At 59.8% G+C, this 16511-nt stretch carries 13 protein-coding genes and 2 pseudogenes; 11 read left to right on the top strand and 4 right to left on the bottom strand.

From position 1 onward, the window contains the following. Nucleotides 1-16 precede the first annotated feature (16 nt). The 7 genes from ACYZTU_RS16745 (at nucleotide 17) to ACYZTU_RS16715 (ending at nucleotide 8339) form a co-directional block, all read left to right on the top strand. Nucleotides 17-1306, top strand: coding sequence for a nitrous oxide reductase family maturation protein NosD (locus tag ACYZTU_RS16745; RefSeq protein WP_461964306.1), 1290 nt, complete (start codon nucleotides 17-19; stop codon nucleotides 1304-1306). Continuing rightward, nucleotides 1303-2226, top strand: a complete 924-nt coding sequence (locus ACYZTU_RS16740) for an ABC transporter ATP-binding protein (protein WP_461964305.1) — start codon at nucleotides 1303-1305, stop codon at nucleotides 2224-2226. The genes ACYZTU_RS16745 and ACYZTU_RS16740 overlap by 4 nt, the downstream gene beginning before the upstream one ends. Continuing rightward, nucleotides 2223-3053: an ABC transporter permease gene (locus tag ACYZTU_RS16735; RefSeq protein ID WP_282383393.1), complete on the top strand. Its 831-nt coding sequence runs from the start codon at nucleotides 2223-2225 to the stop codon at nucleotides 3051-3053. Before ACYZTU_RS16740 ends, ACYZTU_RS16735 begins: the two co-directional genes overlap by 4 nt. A gap of 33 nt (nucleotides 3054-3086) precedes the next feature. Further along, nucleotides 3087-3593, top strand: a complete 507-nt coding sequence (locus tag ACYZTU_RS16730) for a nitrous oxide reductase accessory protein NosL (protein WP_461964304.1) — start codon at nucleotides 3087-3089, stop codon at nucleotides 3591-3593. Nucleotides 3594-3703: 110 nt separating this feature from the next. After that, nucleotides 3704-4447, top strand: a complete 744-nt coding sequence (locus tag ACYZTU_RS16725) for an SDR family NAD(P)-dependent oxidoreductase (protein ID WP_461964303.1) — start codon at nucleotides 3704-3706, stop codon at nucleotides 4445-4447. A gap of 405 nt (nucleotides 4448-4852) precedes the next feature. After that, nucleotides 4853-5926, top strand: a complete 1074-nt coding sequence (locus ACYZTU_RS16720; RefSeq protein WP_461964302.1) for a WD40/YVTN/BNR-like repeat-containing protein — start codon at nucleotides 4853-4855, stop codon at nucleotides 5924-5926. Nucleotides 5927-5954: 28 nt separating this feature from the next. Further along, nucleotides 5955-8339: an efflux RND transporter permease subunit gene (locus tag ACYZTU_RS16715; RefSeq protein WP_449643335.1), complete on the top strand. Its 2385-nt coding sequence runs from the start codon at nucleotides 5955-5957 to the stop codon at nucleotides 8337-8339. A gap of 132 nt (nucleotides 8340-8471) precedes the next feature. Here the strand turns inward: ACYZTU_RS16715 and ACYZTU_RS16710 are convergent. Continuing rightward, nucleotides 8472-8771, bottom strand: a pseudogene (locus ACYZTU_RS16710) (FCD domain-containing protein); the annotation flags it as partial. Here ACYZTU_RS16710 and ACYZTU_RS16705 point away from each other — a divergent pair. The 4 genes and pseudogenes from ACYZTU_RS16705 to ACYZTU_RS16690 all read left to right on the top strand — a co-directional run. Next, a pseudogene (locus tag ACYZTU_RS16705) lies at nucleotides 8688-8873 on the top strand (aldehyde dehydrogenase (NADP(+))); the annotation flags it as partial. The pseudogenes ACYZTU_RS16710 and ACYZTU_RS16705 sit on opposite strands and share 84 nt — an antisense overlap. A gap of 63 nt (nucleotides 8874-8936) precedes the next feature. Next, complete coding sequence (locus tag ACYZTU_RS16700) at nucleotides 8937-9233, top strand: DUF5629 family protein (RefSeq protein ID WP_461964301.1); 297 nt, start codon at nucleotides 8937-8939, stop codon at nucleotides 9231-9233. Beyond that, entirely contained in the window at nucleotides 9226-10395 is a 1170-nt protein-coding gene (locus tag ACYZTU_RS16695) for a lactonase family protein (protein ID WP_461964300.1), read from the top strand. The genes ACYZTU_RS16700 and ACYZTU_RS16695 overlap by 8 nt, the downstream gene beginning before the upstream one ends. A gap of 155 nt (nucleotides 10396-10550) precedes the next feature. Then, nucleotides 10551-10730: a hypothetical protein gene (locus ACYZTU_RS16690; RefSeq protein ID WP_461964298.1), complete on the top strand. Its 180-nt coding sequence runs from the start codon at nucleotides 10551-10553 to the stop codon at nucleotides 10728-10730. A gap of 163 nt (nucleotides 10731-10893) precedes the next feature. Here the strand turns inward: ACYZTU_RS16690 and ACYZTU_RS16685 are convergent, their stop codons facing one another. The 3 genes from ACYZTU_RS16685 to ACYZTU_RS16675 are packed head-to-tail and all read right to left on the bottom strand — an operon-like array spanning nucleotide 10894 to nucleotide 16369. Continuing rightward, nucleotides 10894-11490, bottom strand: a complete 597-nt coding sequence (locus tag ACYZTU_RS16685) for a glutathione S-transferase (protein ID WP_461964296.1) — start codon at nucleotides 11488-11490, stop codon at nucleotides 10894-10896. After that, a complete protein-coding gene (locus tag ACYZTU_RS16680; RefSeq protein WP_461964295.1) occupies nucleotides 11487-15128 on the bottom strand; it encodes an AAA family ATPase in 3642 nt (1213 codons plus the stop codon). Before ACYZTU_RS16680 ends, ACYZTU_RS16685 begins: the two co-directional genes overlap by 4 nt. After that, nucleotides 15125-16369 (bottom strand): exonuclease SbcCD subunit D C-terminal domain-containing protein, encoded by a 1245-nt coding sequence (locus ACYZTU_RS16675; RefSeq protein ID WP_461964294.1) that lies wholly within the window; start codon nucleotides 16367-16369, stop codon nucleotides 15125-15127. The genes ACYZTU_RS16680 and ACYZTU_RS16675 overlap by 4 nt, the downstream gene beginning before the upstream one ends. Nucleotides 16370-16511: the final 142 nt, after the last annotated feature.

Below are 16511 nucleotides of genomic sequence, written 5' to 3'. Positions count from 1 at the left end.
CGACAGGAGCGAAGTAATGACTGATAGCAAGGGAAACCCGGTGAAGGTCATTGCGCTTGCGCTCCTGCTGATGTCCGACAGCGCGCTGGCGGTGCAACCCGTCACCACGTTGCCGTTGAAGGTGGACGCCGATCAACGCTGGCACCTGCCGGCGGGGGAATACCGCGGCTCGTTCAGCGTCGATCAACCGATGCAGATTGTCTGCGAGCCGGGCGCGGTATTCCAGGGAGAGGGGCAGGGCAACGGCTTGATCATCAGTGCGCCGGATGTCGGCATCGAGGGCTGCACCTTTCTGGACTGGGGTCACGACCTTACCGCCATGAACGCAGCGCTGTTCATCCAGCCGAAAGCCCATGGTGCAGTGATTAAAGGCAATCGCCTTCAAGGCCAGGGCTTCGGTATCTGGGTCGACGGCACTCAGGATGTGAGCCTGATCGACAACCGCATTCAGGGTGATCCGACAATGCGCTCGCAGGATCGCGGCAACGGCATTCATCTGTATGCCGTGCATGGCGCCAAGGTCATTGGCAATCAGGTCCGCGACACCCGCGACGGCATCTACATCGACACCTCGAACGGCAACCTGCTGCAGGGCAATACCCTGGAAGACCTGCGCTACGGCGTGCATTACATGTTCGCCAACGATAACCAACTGATCGGCAACACCACCCGCCGCACCCGTACCGGCTACGCCCTGATGCAAAGCCGCAAGCTCACGGTGATCGGCAATCGCTCCGAGCAGGATCAGAACTACGGGATCCTGATGAACTACATCACCTATTCAACCTTGCGCGACAACTTCGTCACTGACGTGCGCGACGGCTCGACCGGCGACAGCATGATCAGCGGTGCCGAGGGCAAGGCGTTGTTCATCTACAACTCGCTGTTCAACAGCATTGAACATAATCACTTCGAGCACAGCGCCGTGGGCATCCATCTCACCGCCGGCTCGGAAGATAACCGCATCGCCGACAACGCATTTGTCGGCAATCAACGGCAGGTCAAATACGTCGCCACCCGCTTGCAGGAATGGTCGGCGGATGGCCGGGGCAATTACTGGAGCGATTACCTGGGCTGGGACCGCAACAACGATGGCCTCGGCGATATCGCCTACGAACCCAATGACAACGTCGACCGTCTGCTGTGGCTGTACCCGCAGGTACGGCTGTTGATGAACAGCCCCGGCATCGAGTTGCTGCGCTGGGTGCAACGGGCCTTTCCGGTGATGAAATCGCCGGGTGTGCTGGACAGTCATCCGCTGATGAAGTCATCCACTCAAACCCTGACCCAGGAGCCCGCAGCATGAACGTCATCGATATAGAAGGCGTCAGCCAGCGTTATGGGCACGCCACCGTATTGCATCAGTTGAACCTCAGCCTGGCGGAAGGTGAAGTGCTGGGTTTGTTCGGGCACAACGGCGCGGGCAAGACCACCAGCATGAAACTGGTGCTTGGCCTGCTCCAGCCCAGCGAAGGGCAGGTCAGGGTGTTCGGCCGTTTGCCCAGTGATCCCCACGTGCGGCGCCTGCTCGGTTATCTGCCGGAGAACGTGACCTTTTACCCGCAGCTGAGCGGTCTTGAGACCTTGCGCCATTTCGCGCGACTCAAAGGCGCAGCGCTCGCGCAGGTGGACGTGCTGATCGAGGAAGTCGGCCTGGCGGGGGCGGCGCATCGGCGGGTCAAGACTTACTCCAAAGGCATGCGTCAACGCCTGGGGCTGGCGCAAGCGCTGCTCGGCGAGCCACGTTTGTTGCTGCTCGACGAGCCGACCGTCGGCCTCGATCCCATCGCTACCCAGGATCTTTATCGCTTGCTCGATCGCCTGCGCAGCCAAGGCACCAGCATCATTCTTTGTTCCCACGTACTGCCCGGCGTCGAGGCGCACATCAACCGCGCAGCGATTCTGACCCAGGGCCGCCTGCTGGCCCTCGGCAGTCTGCGCAATTTGCGTGAGGAAGCCGGGTTGCCGACGCTGATTCGCGCCAACGGGCTCAAGCACGCCGGGCCCTTGCAGCAACGTTGGAACAACGCCGGGCACGTCACCGAGCGCTGGGGCGTCGAAGGCCTTGAAGTGGCCGCGCTCAATGGCAGCAAGCTCGGGCTGTTGCGCCAACTGCTCAATGAAGACGAACCGGCCGACGTGGAAATCCATCAGCCGTCTCTGGAAGATATCTACCGCTACTACATGAGCCGGGCCGGTGCAGCGCCGATCGGGGAGGCCGTATGAACGCTGTCTGGAACATGGCCCGCAAGGAATTCAGCGACGGTTTGCGCAATCGCTGGTTGTTGGCGATCAGTGTGTTGTTCGCGGTGCTGGCTATCGGCATCGCTTGGCTGGGCGCGGCGGCTTCCGGGCAATTGGGTTTCACCTCGGTGCCGGCCACCATTGCCAGCCTCGCCAGTCTGGCAACGTTCCTGATGCCGTTGATTGCGTTGCTGTTGGCCTATGACGCCATCGTCGGCGAGGACGAGAGCGGCACGTTGCTGCTGTTGCTGACCTATCCGTTGGGCCGCGGCCAAATTCTGCTCGGCAAGTTTGTCGGCCACGGGTTGATCCTGGCACTGGCGACACTGATCGGTTTCGGTTGCGCGATGCTGGCAATCGCGGTGTTGGTGGACGATGTCGAACTGAGCCTGCTGCTCTGGGCCTTTGGCCGTTTCATGGCATCGTCGACGTTACTGGGCTGGGGTTTTCTGGGGCTGGCCTATGTGCTGAGCAGTGTGTCCGCCGAGAAATCCACGGCGGCCGGGCTGGCGCTGGGAGTCTGGTTCTTCTTCGTGCTGGTGTTCGACCTGGCACTGCTGGCGCTGCTGGTGCTCAGCGAAGGGCAGTTCAACCCGAAAGTGCTGCCCTGGTTGCTGCTACTCAATCCCGCCGACATCTATCGCCTGATCAACCTTTCCGGTTTTGAACCCGGCGCCCATGCCGCTGGAGTACTGACCTTGGGCAGCGATTTGCCGATGCCGGGCTCGATGCTCTGGCTGTGCCTGTCGCTGTGGGTGGCGGCGCCATTGGGCTCGGCCTGGCTGTTGTTTCGTCGCCGGGCGACATGAATTTCCCCTTTGATAATTTTGGAGTCACTGACGATGAGTACGTTTTATCTGACGACGCTGCGCGCGGTGGCGGGCCTGATGATGTGTCTGTTGCTGACGGCCTGTGACAATCCGGCGCAAGCCACCTACAGCGACGCCGCGGCAGCCTTTCATCCCAGTGATGAATGCCACGTCTGCGGGATGATCATCAACGGATTCCCCGGGCCCAAGGGCGAAGTGGTCGAGCCGGCCGGGATCAAGAAGTTCTGTTCCACGGCGGAAATGATCGGTTGGTGGTTGCAGCCGGAAAATCATCATGGCGATGCCAAACTGTATGTCCACGACATGGGCCGCAGTCCGTGGAACGCGCCGGATGACGCCCACCTGATCGATGCCAAAGACGCGTTCTACGTGGTCGGCACGCAACTCAAAGGCGCCATGGGCGTGGTGCTGGCGTCATTCTCCAGTCGGGAGGCTGCTGAAAAGCTTGCCGCTGAACAGGGTGGTGGCCGCTTGCTGCGCTTCAGTGAGATCACTCCCGCGCTGCTGCAACAACAATAGCGTCGTCGAGAAAATCTGATCGCCGTCAAGTCGGTATTTCTTCACCTGCTCAAAGATAGGGGCTGGCTATGTCCCCCAGTGCTGGCATCCGCGATGCCCAGGAGTAAATGATGAAAACCGAGTTTCAGGATCGTTTGGCGGTGGTCACGGGTGCCAGCGCCGGGATTGGTCTGGCACTGTGCGCCGCGTTGTTGCCGCGCGGCGTCAAGGTGCTGGCGATGTCACGGACCCTGGGTGAACTGCCGGCCTTGCAGCAGATCTACGGCGAGCGATTGCAGTGGTTCGCCGGGGACGTCACGAATCAGCAAGACCTGCGCGAGCTGGCCGAGCGCGCTGCGGCGCTGGGCCCCGTGGACTATCTGGTGCCCAACGCGGGGATCGCCGAAATGGCCGACAGCCTGGATATGCAGGCTTTCCAGCGCCAGTGGGCGGTCAACGGCGCCGGGGCGTTGAACACCCTGGCGGCGTTGCGGGGTGAATTGGCGAGTCCGGCGTCGGTGGTGTTTGTAGGGAGTTTCCTGACCGGTTCGAGCTTCCCCGGGTTGGCCGCCTGCATTGCCAGCAAGGCCGCGCTCGCGGCTCAGGCGCGGACGCTGGCGGTGGAGTTCGCGAGCTTTGATGTGCGCATCAATCTGGTCTCCCCGGGACCGACCGCCACCTCGATGTGGGACAACCTGGGGTTGAGCGAAGATCAGCTTGAAGACGTCGCTAACCACCTCACCAAACGCCTGCTGCCCGGTCATTTTCTCGACGCGGCGGCGGTGGCCAATGTGATTGTCTTTCAGCTGTCGCAGGGTGCTCGCGGTGTTTACGGTCAGGACTGGAAGGTCGACAGCGGTTACACCTTGGGCTGAAGGGCAAATACACACTTGGGCGTAATGCTGTTCACTTAAGTAAATGAATCAGAATGTGGGAGCGAGCTTGCTCGCTGGTAAACATTTACGCTCGGAGTACTGACAAGGTCAGCCGCACAGAACCCGCGTTGCTGCGGGCCTTGGTCACCGGTAGCCAAAACCCGAAACCCAATCACCCTTCCTGATACCCAAACATTCAGCCAGCCCGCATATCCCCAGGTTAACAAAAGATAACGTGGCGTCGATTGTCAGACCTTTCCAAACCCCGATAGGATAAGCCAGCTTCCGAAGGGGCTCTAGATTGCATATTTCAGGTCTATGCTCCAGAAAAGGCAATCCAAAAGAGCAGCCCTTACGGCGCCCTGAAAGGTTGAACGACCTAACAATAATAATGGGGGAAGGTCTATGAGTGAGCCTGTCATGGGTGTGGGTATTTGCCGCCCGCCGGCATTACGCAAATTCGCGTTGCTGGCTACAGCGCTCTCGCTGTTGGGCTGTGCCGTGCTGTCGGCACCTGTACTGGCCGCTGCTGCGCCAGCATCCGACATTGTTTATTCCGTTGAGTCTGCCAAAGCCAGCAAGAGCCTGATGCTCGACGTCGTGCACGCCGGCAAGCGCTTGGTGGCGGTCGGGGATCGCGGGCACATTCTGTATTCCGATGACCAGGGCGCGACCTGGACCCAGGCCAAGGTGCCGACGCGGCAACTCCTGACCTCAGTATTTTTTGTCGACGACAAACACGGTTGGGCCGTCGGCCATGACGCTCAGATCCTCGCCAGCGAGGACGGTGGCGTCACCTGGACCAAGCAATTTGAAGATCTGAAACGCGAATCGCCGCTGCTCGACGTCTGGTTCAAGGACGTCAACAGCGGCTTTGCCGTGGGCGCTTATGGTGCGCTGCTGGAAACCACCGACGGCGGCAAGCACTGGGAAGACGCCAGCGATCGCCTCGACAACGAAGACCAGTACCACCTCAACGCCATTGCCGCGGTCAAGGATACCGGTCTGTTCATCGTCGGTGAGCAGGGCAGCATGTTCCGCTCCGCCGATTGGGGCCAGACCTGGGAGAAGCTTGAAGGCCCATACGAAGGTTCGCTGTTCGGTGTGATCGGCACTGCTCAGGCCAATACGTTGCTGGCCTACGGGTTGCGGGGCAATCTGTTTCGTTCCACCGATTTCGGCACCACCTGGGAGCCGATCGAGTTGAAGGCGGCCCGTGGTGCGCTGGAATTCGGTCTGTCCGGCGCGACGCTGCTCGACGACGGTTCCATCGTGATCGTCGGTAACGGCGGCTCGGTGATCCGCAGCAACGACAACGGCGAAAGCTTCAGCGTGTTCAACCGTCCGGATCGTATTTCCGTTTCGGCGGTGACTGCGGCTGGCAACGGCAATCTGATTCTGGCAGGACAGGGTGGCGTTCGCGTCACCTCGCCAAACGGCGCCGGCGCAGAGAATGGAAAAAATGGGTCGTCCAAATGAGCCGGGCAAATAATAAAAAGGCGGGTCTATGACATCCTTGAGCAGTCATCACCAAGACAAGGCGACGTTTCTTGAACGCCTGATTTTCAACAACCGTCCGGCAGTGATCGTGATCTGCCTGCTGGTGAGTATTTTTCTGTTCTGGCAGGCGACGCTGATCCGGCCGTCCACCAGTTTCGAAAAAATGATCCCGCTCGACCATCCGTTCATTCAAAAGATGATGGAGCACCGCAACGATCTGGCAAACCTGGGTAACACGGTGCGGATCTCGGTTGAGGCCACCGACGGCGACATCTTCTCCAAGGAATACATGGAGACCCTGCGCCAGATCAACGACGAGGTGTTCTACATCTCCGGTGTTGACCGTTCCGGCCTCAAGTCGCTGTGGAGCCCGAGCGTACGCTGGACCGAAGTAACAGAGGAGGGCTTCGCCGGTGGTGAAGTGATTCCACAGAGCTATAACGGCTCCCAGCAAAGCCTCGATCTGTTGCGCAACAACGTGCTCAAGTCCGGTCAGGTCGGGCGTCTGGTGGCCAACGACTTCAAGTCGAGCATTGTCGATATCCCGCTGCTGGAGTCCTACCCGGACCCACAAGACCAAGGCAAGTTGCTGGCGCTGGACTATCGGAAGTTCTCGCACGAACTCGAAGACAAGATCCGTAACAAGTTCGAAGCCCAAAACCCTAACGTGCAGATCCACATCGTCGGTTTCGCCAAGAAAGTCGGTGACCTGATCGATGGGCTGGTCATGGTGGTGATGTTCTTCGGCGTCGCCTTCGTCATCACGTTGATCCTGCTGTATTGGTTCACCAACTGCATGCGCAGCACCGTGGCGGTGTTGAGTACGACGCTGGTAGCGGTGGTCTGGCAGCTCGGTTTGATGCATTTCTTCGGCTTCGGGCTTGATCCGTATTCAATGCTGGTGCCTTTCCTGATCTTCGCCATCGGTATTTCCCACGGTGTGCAGAAAATCAACGGTATTGCCTTGCAGTCCAGCGAGGCGGACAACGCTTTGACCGCGGCGCGGCGTACGTTCCGTCAGTTGTTTCTGCCGGGGATGATTGCGATCCTAGCGGATGCGGTGGGTTTCATCACGCTGCTGATCATCGACATCGGGGTGATTCGCGAACTGGCCATCGGCGCGTCCATCGGCGTGGCAGTGATCGTGTTCACCAACCTGATCCTGCTGCCAGTGGCGATTTCCTACGTCGGCATCAGCAAACGCGCCGTGGATCGCAGCAAAAAGGATGCAACCCGCGAACACCCGTTCTGGCGTCTGCTGTCGAACTTTGCCAGCCCGAAAGTCGCACCGGTGTCGATTGTTTTGGCCTTGCTGGCCTTTAGTGGTGGCCTTTGGTACAGCCAGAACTTGAAAATCGGTGACCTCGACCAGGGCGCTCCCGAACTGCGTCCAGACTCGCGCTACAACAAAGACAACAACTTCATCATCAGCAACTACTCCACCAGTTCCGACGTGTTGGTGGTGATGGTCAAGACCAAGTCTGAAGGTTGCTCGCGCTTCGAAGCCATGGCGCCGATCGACGAGCTGATGTGGAAGATGCAGAACACCGAGGGCGTGCAGTCGGCGATCTCGCTGGTGACGGTGTCCAAGCAGATGATCAAGGGCATGAACGAAGGCAACCTGAAATGGGAAACCCTGTCGCGTAACCCGGACGTGCTGAACAACTCCATCGCTCGGGCAGATGGTCTGTACAACAACAGTTGCTCATTGGCACCGGTGTTGGTGTTCCTCAACGATCACAAAGCCGAAACCCTGGATCGCGCGGTGCATGCAGTGCAGGACTTCGCCAAGGAGAACAACAAGGAAGGCCTGGAATTCATCCTCGCTGCCGGTAACGCTGGCATCGAGGCGGCCACCAACGAGGTGATCAAGGAATCCGAGCTGACCATCCTGATTCTCGTCTACATCTGCGTCGCGGCCATGTGCATGATCACCTTCCGTTCCTGGGCGGCGACTTTGTGCATCGTGCTGCCGCTGGTACTCACCTCGGTACTCGGCAACGCCCTGATGGCCTTCATGGGCATCGGCGTGAAGGTCGCAACCTTGCCTGTGGTGGCGCTGGGCGTGGGGATTGGCGTGGACTACGGGATCTACATCTACAGCCGACTTGAAAGCTTCCTGCGTGCCGGCCTGCCGTTACAAGAGGCGTACTACCAGACGCTGAAGTCCACCGGTAAAGCCGTGTTGTTCACCGGTCTGTGCCTGGCGATCGGCGTGTGCACCTGGATCTTCTCGGCCATCAAGTTCCAGGCCGACATGGGCCTGATGCTGACCTTCATGTTGCTCTGGAACATGTTCGGCGCACTCTGGCTGCTGCCAGCGCTGGCACGGTTCCTGATCAAACCGGAGAAACTGGCGGGGCAGAAGGGCAATTCGTTGTTTGCTCACTGATGCCTGGCTGAAACAGAAAAGCCGCAACCAGGGTTGCGGCTTTTTTACATCTTAAATTCCACACCAAACCCCTTGTGGGAGCGGGCTTGCTCCGGGCGGCGTTCCGACGAAGGCGGCGTGTCAGTCAGCACAGGTCGGTGCGGCTTCCATGCGTTGGTAGGCTTCACCGATGGAGGCGATGTCATCGTCCGTGGCGAACTGCGCGGAGAGGGCAGCCGCAGCGGGTTCGATGATGCTGCGCACGCTGGTCAGCAAATCGAAAAACTCATTCTGCGGGCTGCTTTGCATCAGCCAATGCAAAACGTCCGGGTCGAGCATGTGCCATTCCTTGCGCTGCTTGACGACCGTGGGCCGTATCCGGCAACTTCCGATGCGCGCGGCACGTCGGTGGGCACCTTGGCCATCGACCGTTTCCTGCGCCCGGTGTGCTTCCAGAACTACCCCGACAGTCTGCTGCTGGATGCGTTGAAGAATGGCAATCCGTTGCGCATTCGCCGTCTGGTGGACGGGCAGCTGTCCCACGAATCGCTGTAACGGCCAGGGGACTGGGACGCAATGAGCTATCATTGCGTCTTTCCCATTCAAAGATTGACTGCCATGACTACCGCATCCGATACCTTGCTCTACACCCTCGAACACTGTGACATGGTGGAGATCGACGGGCTGCACGCCTTCGAATTCTCCCTTGATGAGTTCGACAACCTGCACATCGAATGCATGGACGGCCGGGCAGCCAAGCACTGGGAGTTTACCCCGGCGCAGATTCAGGCAGCGACCTTCGATCCAACCCTGCAAAGCTGGGTCATCACCGGTGATTCCGGCGAACACCGGCTGGTGTGCATGACCGCTATCGGTGGTCATGACGACGAGGAAGAAGGGAATGTGGATGCATAAGCTTTGGCCACTGTTGATGGCCGGCAGCATCGGCGCGATGGGCTTCGAGGCTGCGTCGGCCGAGGACTATCAGTTGCTGGTCGGCTCCTACACGGCCGGTCAGAGCCAAGGGATTTATCGCCTGAACTTCGACGCCGCCACCGGGCAGATCAATGCCAAGCCGCTGCAAGTGGTCGAGAGTGAAAACCCGTCCTGGCTGACCCTGTCCAAGGATCAGCGTCACCTTTTCGTGGTCAACGAAAACGGCCCGGGACAGACCGATCCGGTAGGGCGCGTCAGCAGCTATGCGATCGATCCCACAACCCATGCGCTGAGCCTGATCAATCAGGTGCAGAGCCTGGGCAACGAGCCGACTCATTCGAGCCTCAGCCTTGAAGCCAGTCACCTGTTTGTCAGCAACTATTCGGTGGCTGAAGATCCGGGCGGCACTTTGGCGGTGTTGCCGGTGGGCGCCGACGGCCAGCTCAATTCGGTGGTGCAGATGAGCAGCCATCCGTCCAGCCGGGTTAATCCCGAGCGGCAGATGTCGGCGCACGTGCATTCGACGGTTTCGTCGCCGGACGGCAAGTATGTATTCTCCAATGACTTGGGCGCCGACAAGGTCTTTGTCTACCGCTTCGACCCCAAGGCCAACCCGGAACTGCCATTGACCGCCGCTACACCGGCGTCCGTCCAGTTGCCACCCGGCAGCGGGCCGCGTCATTTGCTGTTCAGCGCCGATGGCAAACACGCGTGGTTGATCATGGAAATGAGCGCGCAGGTCGCGGTGTTCGACTTCAAGGACGGCAAATTCGAGCAAACGCAAATGGTCGAATTGGCGGCGGGTCAGCCCGTTTCGGACAAGGCAGCCGCTGCGCTTCACGCGTCGCGCGATGGCAAGTTCCTTTACGTCAGCAACCGTGGCACCGCCAATCAGCTGCTGGTATTCGCCATCGATCCTGCGACCGGCCACCTCAAGGAGCTGCAACGCCGTTCGGTGGAAGGTGATCACCCGCGCGAGTTCAGCCTCGATCCGAGTGGCAAGTTCGTGTTGATCGCCAACCAGAAAAGTAACCAGATTGTTGTCGTCGAGCGCGATGCCAAGAGCGGTTTGCTGGGTAAAACTGTGCAAAAACTGCCGATGGATGCCCCGAGCGACCTCAAGTTCCTGGTGCGTCAATAGGCCGCAGGCCCCGGTGGATGGGGCCTGCATCCTTCTATTAATGACGCTGATATTTGCTAATGCTACAAAAGATTTCAAGACGCCAACCTCGACGGTTAAGTTTGCTTCACGGCCCCACCGGGCAAGCAAACCAACTGAATCCGAGGAATACCGCCATGAACTTCAATCTCTTCTCTGTAATCGCTGCATCCGCTATCTCTGCCACTGTTGCTCTGCCAGCCAGCGCCAACATTGAAATCAACGACAAAAAATCCCACGCGCAAAGCTACACCCAGAAGTACCTGCAACAGAGCGCCAACTTTTACGCGGCTCTGGATCACAAAACCCAAGCCTGAAATTTGAACCCTGCATCTTTTATGCAGGAGCGAAGTCACTTGCGCCGATTGAGCTGAAAAGCTTCGAAAGACCCTGAGTGATGTCGTTCCTGCATAACGCGTTGCCCGTTCCAGACAAGCCCGATGCGGCCCGCGAGATGAGTTGTGTTGGCGTGAGTCAGTGTTATTTCTGCATCACGCCAGTGAATAACTTCGACGCCAGAAACCGCTGCAACCAGGCCTGCAATCGCCGATAGGGCGTTTGCCCGAACCACTCGCGATCCACATGAGCAAACTGCCGCACGAATGGCATCAGCGCCACATCTGCCAGACTCGGATGCTCGGCAAGCAAGTAGTCGCGTCCCTCAAGCAATTCCTCGAGCCTGCGCAAAAACACCTCGCCCTCGGCGCGATAAAACGTCATCGGCTGCTCGGGATATCGTTCGGCGTACTTGTAGTGATTCAGGTGCACCTTGAACACCTGATCGTTTTCTTCGATCAGCCCGGCGATGTGTCGCTGCCCGAAAGGGTCATCCTTGAGCAACCAATCCTGCGGATCGTTCTGCGCCAAAGCCCAGTGCATGATCGCCAGGCTTTCATCGATCACCTGACCGTCTACGCTCAGCACCGGCACCGTGCCTTTGCTCGACAGCGTGAGCATTTCGGCAGGCTTGGCCTTCAGGCTGACCTCGACAATGTTCACCGCAACCCCTGAATAACGCAGGGCCATGCGTGCCCGCATCGCGTAGGGGCAGCGGCGGAAGGAATACAGCGTATTCATTTCACCTCCAGGGTACTCAGCCCATTGCCCTGACGGCGGACCTGAATCTGCACCGGAATCCGTTCATGCATTTCCTGCACATGGGAAATCACCGCGACCTTGCGGCCCTGAGCCTGCAAGCCATCCAGGGCGTCCATGGCCAGTTGCAGAGATTCCGGATCAAGGCTGCCAAAGCCTTCGTCGATGAACAGCGATTCAATTTTCAGCGTGCTCGACGCCATTGATGCCAGGCCCAAGGCCAGGGCCAGCGACACCAGGAAGGTCTCGCCGCCGGACAGCGAATGCACCGAACGCAGTTCATCACCCATCTCGGTGTCCATCACCAACAAGCCGAGCATGCTGCCCCCACGTTTCAGGCGATAGCGTCGCACCAGTTGCCGCAACTGCACGTTGGCGTGATGCACCAGCAAGTCGAGGTTGTAGGCTTGAGCGATCTTGCGGAAAGTGTCGCCCGTGGCCGAACCAATCAATGCATTCAAACGTGCCCAGCGCTGGTACTCGGTGTAGGCGTCGGCGATCTGCTGCGCGAGGGCCTGATTGGCGTTTTGCCGGCGCTGATCCTCGGCCTGTTCGGCGCGCAGTTCGGCGCAACGGTGTTCGCTGGCGGCGGACAGGTTTTGCAACTCGGCAAGTCCCGTCGCCAGTTGTTCCGCTTCGAAATTGCCGTTGTGCTGGGCCTGATGGTTGAGCAAGCGTTGATCCCGCTCCTGCAATAGCACCTTGAACTGTTCAATGGCTTTTTCGCTTTGCTGCAACTGCTGGCGCAACTCGCTGACCTGTTGATCATCGACGCTCAGCAGATCTTCCAGGCCGCCGTCATCCAGTTCCGGATGCAATGCGCGCCAGTCGGCAATCTTGCCGCTCAGCTCGCGATCTTCGGTTTCCAGTGCCTGCGAGCGCTCTTGCTGAGCCTTGAGCTCGGCGTCCAGTTGCACTAGCCGCGTACGCCCGGTTTGCAGTTCCTGATTGACCGTCGCTTCGCCATTGCGCGCCTGTTCGACGGCTTGATCCAGTTGTTGCTGCCACTGCTCGGCGCTGGTGTGTTCGCCGAGCAATTGCGTCAGTTTTTGCTGGCAGGCCAGTTGCTGGTCGGCGAGGGCGGTGAACTGCTGTCGGGCCGTTTCCAACTGCTGGACACGCGTGAGTTGGCGGTCCTGTTCTTTCTCCAGTGTCTGCTGGCGTTGTTGCTGTTCGCCGAGCTCATCGCGCTGCTGGTCGAGCTGCTCCAGACGCTGGGCGATCTGCCGATCCAGTTGCATGAAGGTCGCGGCCGGTTCGTTGCGCAAGGCTTGCAGCGTATCGACCGGGAGCAGGGTGCTGAACGCTGTCAGCTCCTCGTCCAGGCGCAGGCGATCACTGCTCAACTCACGTTGCTGGTTGGCCAGGTGCTGGGACGCTTGCTGGCTCGCCGCTTCAGCGCTACGCAGTTGCAGTTGAAGGCGTGCGGCGTCTTGTTGCAAAGCGAGCAGGGCGGTTTGCCGTTGTTCGTCCTGTGTGATGCTTTGGTTCAACTGGTTGTTTTGCTGCGCCAGCCAGGCATCGCGTTTGACTGCATCCTGGGTTAGCAGCTGCGCAGATAACGGATGTGCTTCAAGGCTCGGTGCCAGGCTCTGCTGCTGGGTCGCGAGGTGTTCTTGCTGTTGCAGCAACTCCTTTTGCTGAGCAATCACGCCGCCCACTTCAGCGCGCAGCTCAGTGAGTTTTTCTTTCAGCAGGTCGACGGCTTTCTGGGCGTTGGCCTGTTCGCTTTCATCATGCCGACCAAGGCTTTGCAGCAGGGCTTCGGGCTGATGATAGGGATGGTCGGGGCTGCCACAGACCGGGCACGGCTGATCGTCCTGTAACTGCTCGCGCAGTTCTTCGACGCTGGCGCTCCGGGCCAGACGCTGGCGTTCCAGCAGTTCGCGGGTGACGGTCAGGGTCTGTTCGGCCACGACCAATTCGTTCTTGGCTTTCACACCGTCCTGGGTCAGACGCTCACGTTCTTGCTGAGCGGTCAGCTGGCGTTGCTGGAGTTCGGACGCGCGTTTGTCCAGTTCCTGTTGACTGGCCCACAGTCGCGTCAGCTCTTCAAAGGCCCGCTGTTGCTTGCGGTTGTCTTGCAACAGACTCCCGAGAATCTGGATCTGCTCCGCCACCGCTTCCGGTTCTGCGCCGGCCTCTTTGTACAGCACTTCAAGGCTCTGGCGCTGGGTGGACAGATCCTCGGCAGCGCGAGCGGCGCTGTGTTCCAGGGCGGCCAGTTCGGCCTGACCCTTGTTCAGACGATTACCCACCAGCATCAGCTGTTGCAGACGATCGCGGTAGGCGTTCCAGGCATTGCTCAACGGCGCCAGAGGGGTGCTTTGCTCAAGCGCCGTGGCGATTTGTTCCAGGCGTGACACGACCTGCTTTTGCTGGTCGAGCACGCCTTGAATCGTGCTTTGGCCCTGAGTACAGGCTAGTTCCGCCTGCTGCTTGAGGTCGGCACTGAGGCCGACGTCTTTGACCAGGCGGGCGACGGTGCTTTGCTCTTCGAAGGCCTGACGAAGCAGCGGAGCGCTTGAGGTGTGTTGGCTTTGGGCCTCGACCAGCGCGGTCTGCGCAGCGCCCAAACTTAGTTCGAGCTGAGCCTGGCGCTGGCTCAGTCCGGTTTGCTGTTGGGTGTGTTGCGAAATCTGTGCGGTCAGTGGTTTGAGCTGGGCGGTGAGCTCGGTCTTGCGGGCGAACTGGTGCCGTTGCGGGGCCAGTTGCTCCAGCCGGGTCAGCTTCAGGCGTTCACCCGCCAGACCCTCCCAATGCTGTTGGGCCGATTGCAACTGCTCGGTGGCGCTCTGTTGCTCGTCCTGTAATTGACGCAGGTCCTTGAGCCAGGTGTGCTGCAGCTCTAATTGCTTGAGTTGCGCTTGCTGGGTCTTGAGTTGTTGCTGAGCCTCGTTGAAGCGTTCATCGAGTTCCGACCGGGCTTCTGGCGACAACGGCGTCACGCCGGTGGCCTGATCCTGCAACAGCTTGTGGGCTTCGCGAGCCTCTTTGGTTTTGTCGAAAGCCCGGCGACCGAGGCGCGTATACAGCGCAGTGTCGGTGAGTTTTTCCAGCAGTTCGCTGCGTTCGTTGTCGTTAGCCTTGAGGAAGGCACTGAACTCGCTTTGGGCCAGCAGCACGGCTCGGGTGAACTGTTCGAAGTTCAGGCCCAGTACGGCTTCGAGCTGGGTTTTGAATTCGACTTTCTGACTGGCTAGCAGTTGATCCAGATCGATGTCGCGCAAACTCTGACGGCTGGCTTGCAGCTTGCCGCCGGCCTTCTCCCGGGCGCGATTAGCCTCCCAGCGCGCGCGGTAGCGACGGCCATCGATGCCAACGAAATCGACTTCGGCATAACCTTCACCTGTGCCGCGACGCAGTAAAGTGCGGGGGTCGCCCGTGCCGATTTCACCATCGGCGTCCGGCGCTTTGGCAGACACCTGAGCAGTGCTCAGCCGAGGTACAGCGCCGAACAGCGCCAGGCACAAGGCGTCGAGCAAGGTGCTTTTGCCGGCGCCGGTTGGCCCGGTGATCGCGAACAGCCCTGCGCTCGCCAGCGGTTCAGCGGTGAAGTCGATTTCAAAAGGCCCGGCCAATGAGGCGAGGTTTTTCAGGCGGATCGCGAGGATCTTCATGGCTGTTCGCTCTCCATCTGCACATCCTGCAACAGCTCGGCGAAGTCCTTGAGCGTTTGTTCATCGACCTCGCTGCCGTAGTTGTCATGCCAGGCGCGGCTGAACAGCTCCTGGGGCGTGAGCTGGTCGAGTTCGATCAAGGTCGTGCCGTCATCGAGTCCGTCGCGGCTGCCGTTGCCGGCGTATTCGGCGGCGATCCGCACCAGGCGCACAGCTTTGCCTTGCAGGGCGGTTTCGACTTGATGACGCAAGTCGGGTTGCGGCTCATCGAGCCGCACCCGAACTTCCAGCCACGGCTGGCGCTGGATGTCGGCCAGCAGGTCGATGTTCGGCAGGTCGGCCAGTTGCAGCAGGACTTCCGCCAATGGCGCGGGACCGATGCGTTGCAGATTCACTGCCCGGGGGATCAGTTTGGCTTCGACGCTGACGAGGGTTTCGCCCTCGAGTTTGATGTCGAGAATCTGGTGCTGATAGCCGATCTCGGAGAACGACAACGGAATCGGTGAGCCGCTGTAGCGGATGCGCTCTTCACCGTTGACCTTCTGCGGTTTGTGCAAATGACCGAGGGCGACGTAACTGATGCTCGGCCCGAACAGGCTGGCGGGCAGCGCTTCGGCGTTGCCGATGATCAGGCTGCGTTCGGAATCTTCCGACACCGAACCTCCGGCCATGTGCGCGTGGCTGATGGCGATCAGCGCCTGGCCTGGCTGGCGTTTGGCATTGGCCGCTTCGATCAGCCACTCGTGAACCTGACCGATGCCGCGCAGGTAGTTGTCGCCCAAATGCGCGCCGGTCACTTCGGCCGGTCGCAGGAATGGCAGCGCCAGGCACCAGCCGGCAATGTCCCCGGAGGCATCGGGCAGAGGCAGCAACAGGCGTTCGGCGTCCAGTTGACCGTCATCAAGCCACAGCACACGGCCCAAAGCATGGGTGCGCAAACGCCGCATCAACGGCGCGGGCAGTTCAATGCGCGAGCCGGAGTCGTGGTTGCCGGCGATCATCACGATGGTCAGCTTCGGCTGTTGCTCATGGGCACTGACGATGAAATCGTAGAGGCGTTCCTGGGCTTTGACGGGCGGGTTGACCGTGTCGAAGATGTCGCCGGCGATCAGCAGCACATCAGGCTGGTCGAGCTTCAGCTGACGCAGCAGCCATTCGAGGAAACAGCCGTGTTCGAAATCGCGTTCCTGGCCGTGCAGGTTCTGCCCGAGGTGCCAGTCGGAGGTGTGAAACAGACGCAAGGCGAACTCCGTAGGAAATTAGGTAATGGCCGCGTGGGAAATGATGGCGGCTAAAGGGGAGGGAGTTTACTGGCAAACCCTTACCTTGCCTCCGAAAAACGCCGTCCTGATCAAATTTGCTTCATCAGTGGACGGGCCGATG

This window comes from Pseudomonas sp. HLT2-19-2 (assembly GCF_054898005.1).
The sequence above is the reverse complement of the archived record's forward strand: the minus strand, read 5'-3'. Positions and strand labels throughout refer to the sequence as shown.